The following is a 4330-nucleotide window of genomic DNA, read 5'->3' on the forward strand; positions in this document are numbered from 1 at the left end:
TGACATGGATTGACACTTCCTTTGAGTTCTATTTTACCCTCTCTCTAAAAGTGTCTCAAGTACCATACTACATCCACTCAATATACGTCCAGTGAAATGAGACAATTTTTAGATCGTCATTCTCTCACCTATTCTTACTCTAAAAAAGGATATCCGTGGGATAATGCAGTAACTGAAACCTTTTTCAAATATATGAAAAAAGAAGAATTAGACCGTAGAATCTTTAAAACTATTCAAGAAGTCACACTTTCTTCATTTGAATATATTGAAGGGTTTTACAATCCCAAAAAACCTCATTCCACTAATAATATGCTTACGCCAAATCAAAAAGAACAAAACTATTTTGAATCATTTTAAAAATTAACTTATTTTCTGTCTACTTTATTGACATCTGTCCAATAGATTGTTGCGTTTATAGAATAACTGAAATCAATAATCATCTTTTTTTCTTTTGGATAAAACCCAATCACCAAAGCATTCATACCTGAGGGTAGTTCACTTTCCTCATAACTTTCTTCAGTAATTTTTTCCCCATCCTTTGAAAGACCTGATAAGTTACTAACACGCGGTTTCATATCAGGAATATCACGTAATACCGAATGAGGTTTCTCAAGTGTTTCACCTGTTGCTTCAATGCCAACATAATAAATTTCATCAAAAATATTTTGTATTTTCATTTTGTTGTAGACGATAAAAATGAGGGGTATCAGTAAAATAAGTGACCCAACCACTATCCAAGTTATTTTTTTTCACTTTAACATGCCTCCTACTTGTGATAATTTGTATACTCGTTTTCATTATTTTTTAAACTTTGAATAAAGTCATAAGAAGCAGGATAATTTTCTTTTAAATACCGTAGTTTCTCTCCCTCAGTCGTAGCTACACTTAGTGGATTATCAGGTTATTTCACAATTGAGAGCATCAAAATGGGAATTATCGTTTGTCATTTAAGTCTAATATTTTTGCTATATTCTTTTGTTAAAATTTTAAATTTCTTCTTTTTTAAAGAAAATTACATGCTACTTTACATTGACTGTATTTTACCACTCAGCGATTACATCGACATTTCCTAGTTGTTCACCTGAGTAGTTACTTGGGTAAACAGATACCCAATCTTTTAGAAGTATTTTATTCAGCCCATGATCATACCATGTTTTCAATTGTTCATCTGTAATATTATATTTAGAAATCAACTCATTAACTTCTTTTTTAGTGGTTATTCTTTTACCAGAATCTATAAATGATATTTCACTTTTTAATTTTTTTGTACTTACATCATAGTGATTTTCAAAAAAAATTATTATAGTTGAAGTAACTTCATAGGAATATCCGATGACTAAATACTTTTTTGTACTATTATTTATGATACTTAAGGACTTCATAGGAGGATTTAAACTTTGAGACTCGTAAGATTCCATGATAGCTTTTTCACCTTCGGAAGTAGCTATATCTGTTAAATTCGTAGTGCCAGAAGACATGCCTTTAATATCTCCCAATGAAGATCTTCTATGAAAAAACTCACCAGTTGACTCAACACTATCATAATAAATTTCATCAAAAATATTTTGTATTTTCATTTTGTTGTAGACGATAAAAATGAGAGGTATCAGTAAAATAAGTGACCCAACCACTATCCAAGTTATTTTTTTTTTCACTTTAACATGCCTCCTACTTGTGATAATTTGTATACTCGTTTTCATTATTTTTTAAACTTTGAATAAAGTCATAAGAAGCAGGATAATTTTCTTTTAAATACCGTAGTTGCTCTTCCTCAGTCGTTGCTACACTTGGTGGATTATCTGGATTCATTCCACTAATACCTGTAGGCTTAGTTTGAGGTGCCAAATCCTTCAAAATTTCTTTTTTTACATACTCATAATTAACATTCTTTTTAAATTCTTCTGCTCGATTTGTTTGTTGATTAAAAAGGTCATTATAGTATTCATTTGATGCTTGGGAATAGCTAATATTTTGCTCTTTCATTCGTTGAGCAATATTGACTGCATCTAAATCTGCTTTATAGTCATCATTTCCGATACTAGGTTGTTTGAGTGCCTGTGTAGTAGTATCTCCCCTCCAACCAGCTATTTCATCAACAGATTCTGAATCAAAACGTCCAGTGTACAGACCAGTTGCATTAGCTAAACGGATATTTTCATCTAATATTGTTGCAGTTGTAATAGATTGATGTGTAAAATCTCCTTTTCCATCAAAATCTATTAATTTCTGATTCCAAAATTCATTAAATTCTTCATCACTAGTCTGTCCATATGCATCCATAAATGTATTTTTTGCATTTCTGTATGCCTCAGGTGGTAATTCCTCCGCTTTCAAATTCCCAGGAGACAATTCATGTTGTAGTCTTAAATTATAATGCAATTCTTTGTATTCTTTTTCTGATAAGCCTAAATATAGAAGAATTTCTTTTAATTCTTTCGGAATTTTTATCTTCCCTTCGGAACCTCCCCATACTTCTGAATAAAAATAATCTGACAAGTCACCTGCAGTATTTGACCACATCAGTTTATCTTTCAAGCCATCACTGTAGCTAAACTCACCAAGGATTCTTGCAAGTAGGTAATCTTTTTCCTTTTGTGACAGTTTAGGAAACTTTTCATCAATTCCTTCCTTCATCTTGAAAATTTGCTGGGCTGTTGCTTCATCAAATCCAAATTGATCTTGCAGCAATTGGATATAAGCTTTTTTCTCTTCCATTTTTCTTAACTGTTTTGTATCTTTCAGATTTTCAAACCAGCTTTTATCAATACCCGCAGGTAATGAATAACTTCCATCACTATTTACAATTGTATTGTTTAATACTAAAACTCCTTGCATCGCTAGTTTCATATCATTTAAGCTATTGGTAAAAAGACTATTGGTTTGTGAAGAGAACTGATGTAGTTTTTCTACCTTCTTTTGTAATTCTCGGATATCATCTTCGAACGTATTCGACATACGATTCAGATTGTTTTGAACGTCTAACAAGGCATCTAAAATTTTCGCAACAGGATTATTTCTAGACAACGCTCTAGCAACTGCTGCAGAAGCATCAACCGATGATTTCATTGCTTTTTTTGTGGCAATTTGTTGGTTCAGCTTGTCTTCATCTAGTGTTCCTTCACTTGATATATTCTGATCAGCGTTAGTATATGCTTGTAGCTCTTGTTCAATACTTTCCATCGCTGATGTCACTTTGCAAATAGTCGGTAAAACTAACTCACTAAATAGACCTTTTCCTGCAGTATATGCAGCACCAGAGAGAGTTTTACCATCTACTGCAGTAATTACTTTTTGACTGCCTACTTTTAATTGTTCAGAAGCCTCTTTCCCAGTTTGGAGGTTCTTTTTTAATGCATTAATTAATTGTGCTGAATCCGAGCTAGTATAAATTAATCCCATGGAATTCCACCTCTTTTTCTATAGAGCTCTTCTGCTTCATCGTCAAGGACTTTTCTTTGCTTAGTATAACTTTCAGAGAGTTCCTCCTCTGCTTCTCTTAATTGACTTTTAAACAAATGCTCTTGTTCTTCATCTCTTCTTTGTAATTGAAGATTTTCTGGGTTTTCACGAAATTTTTCATCGTTTAGCATACCTAGCATACGATACCCTCTTTGTAAATCTTCTTGCAACTGTTGCAAACTACCCTCTATTTTTCGTTGATCATTTTTTAAGTCATCAACACTATTTTCCTTCTCTATAATTAAGCGATTATACATTACTCTTTCTTGTTCATTTTTATCCATAGTATCACCCCCTTAAAACTTGAATTTACTATCTTCAATCGCTATGATTTCAGCTATCTTTGGGAATTTTTGGCTCTGCTCTTTTACACAATCGATTAACTGCGATAAATCTGACAATAATTGATTATTCACTTTTTCTCCAGTTTTCATGCTAGTTATGCTACTTTTATCAAAATAAACTTGTACACCACTATTGATAGAAACGGATTGAACTCCTTTAACAGCAATACTAGCAGCACTTATACTTGATGCGAGTTTCCCCATTATAATTTATCCTTTCTAGGTGTTTTTATTTAAATTTCATTGTATGTAATATTTAGCTATAAGATTCTCTTTAATACAACTATACCAAAAATACTTCACAATAAACACATTTTTTTAATCCGCCGATAGTAAAATTAAGCTAAACAACTAAATAAGTCATTTGTGCTACACTCAAAATAGTTCTGACCAAAGAATTATAAGGAGTGACGACAAATGACCTATACCCATCTTACACCAAATGAATTCGTGGATGTAGTATGGTACTTGAGACACTTTTAGAGAGAGGGTAAAATAGAACTCAAAGGAAGTGTCAATCCATGTCA

General features: G+C 32.1%; 5 protein-coding genes and 1 pseudogene. 1 reads left to right on the plus strand and 5 read right to left on the minus strand.

The annotated features are described in order from the left end of the window. Positions 1-75: 75 nt before the first annotated feature. Positions 76-357: pseudogene (locus AC07SW_RS13245) on the plus strand (integrase core domain-containing protein); the annotation flags it as partial. Positions 358-365: 8 nt separating this feature from the next. Here AC07SW_RS13245 and AC07SW_RS13250 read toward each other — a convergent pair. The 5 genes from AC07SW_RS13250 to AC07SW_RS13270 form a co-directional block, all read right to left on the minus strand. Further along, the gene (locus tag AC07SW_RS13250) at positions 366-698 is read right to left on the minus strand and encodes a hypothetical protein (RefSeq protein ID WP_463685476.1); all 333 of its coding nucleotides are present in this window, start codon (positions 696-698) and stop codon (positions 366-368) included. 342 nt (positions 699-1040) lie between these two features. Next, a complete protein-coding gene (locus tag AC07SW_RS13255; protein ID WP_135022805.1) occupies positions 1041-1655 on the minus strand; it encodes a TipC family immunity protein in 615 nt (204 codons plus the stop codon). Positions 1656-1668: 13 nt separating this feature from the next. Further along, positions 1669-3399, minus strand: a complete 1731-nt coding sequence (locus tag AC07SW_RS13260; protein ID WP_135022804.1) for a T7SS effector LXG polymorphic toxin — start codon at positions 3397-3399, stop codon at positions 1669-1671. After that, entirely contained in the window at positions 3390-3743 is a 354-nt protein-coding gene (locus AC07SW_RS13265) for a hypothetical protein (RefSeq protein ID WP_135022803.1), read from the minus strand. The genes AC07SW_RS13260 and AC07SW_RS13265 overlap by 10 nt, the downstream gene beginning before the upstream one ends. A 12-nt stretch (positions 3744-3755) precedes the next feature. After that, positions 3756-4007: a hypothetical protein gene (locus AC07SW_RS13270; protein WP_135022802.1), complete on the minus strand. Its 252-nt coding sequence runs from the start codon at positions 4005-4007 to the stop codon at positions 3756-3758. Positions 4008-4330 lie beyond the last annotated feature (323 nt).

It is taken from the genome of Carnobacterium sp. GW821-FHT04C06, from assembly GCF_059420345.1.